The 880-nt window shown below is 57.7% G+C and carries 1 protein-coding gene; it reads left to right on the top strand.

Going from position 1 to position 880, the window contains the following annotated elements; all coding sequences use genetic code 11:
* Window positions 1–880: calcium-binding protein (locus tag PQQ51_RS34320; protein ID WP_408501623.1), on the top strand; the 880-nt coding region annotated here is incomplete at both ends.

Below are 880 nucleotides of genomic sequence, written 5' to 3' on the forward strand. Positions count from 1 at the left end.
CTCTTCCGCCCAGGTTTTCGACGGCAAGGGCGGCGACGACTATGAGCAAGGACTCGGCGGAGGCGATACGTTTGTGTTCGATGCGGGTTACGGTCACCTCGAGATCAACGAGAAAGCTAGCTCAAGCACGTCGGTTAATACGCTGGCACTTGGCGCGGGGCTTAGCGCGGGGTCGCTGGTGGTAAGGGCCACCGAAGGTGGCGCCGGGTTAGTACTCACAGATGGCTTGGCGGGTGATCAGATCACGCTGGACAGTATGCTGTTAAGCGGCCTAGCGGGCGTGCAGAAGGTAGAGTTTGCTGACGGTACCGTTTGGACTCGACAGCAACTGATCCTGATGGAGACGACCGGCACGACGGGGGCAGATTCCTTGTACGGTAGCAACGCTGGAGAGTTGTTCGATGGAAAGGGTGGGGACGATCACGAGTATGGCGGTGGTGGCGGAGATACATTCGTTTTTAATGCTGGCTATGGCCATTTGGAGATTAGCGAGATTGGAGGCGAAGGGAGCGTTCTCCAACTTGGTGAAGGTATCAGCCGCTCTTCTCTTTCGGTCCGGGTTGGAGGCAACCTTAGCGACCTTGTACTTGCCGACGGTATTGCGGGAGATGAGATTACGCTGGACGGTGCGTTAGCTAGCAGCGGTGTGCAGGAAGTGCAATTCTCGGACGGGACGCTACTGACGGCGAAACAACTTCTCCAGATCGAGATGACGGGCACTGATGCCAGCGACACACTCTACGGATCGGCAGGTGCAGATCTGATCGACGGCAAGGGTGGCGACGACAGCGAGGTTGGCGGTGGCGGCAGCGACACGTTCGCGTTCAATGCCGGATATGGTCATCTGGAAATCTACGAGAGCTATTACGGCGTGGCGCAA

Origin of the sequence: Paraburkholderia xenovorans, assembly GCF_046030735.1 — a bacterium.
Taxonomy (GTDB): domain Bacteria; phylum Pseudomonadota; class Gammaproteobacteria; order Burkholderiales; family Burkholderiaceae; genus Paraburkholderia; species Paraburkholderia xenovorans_A.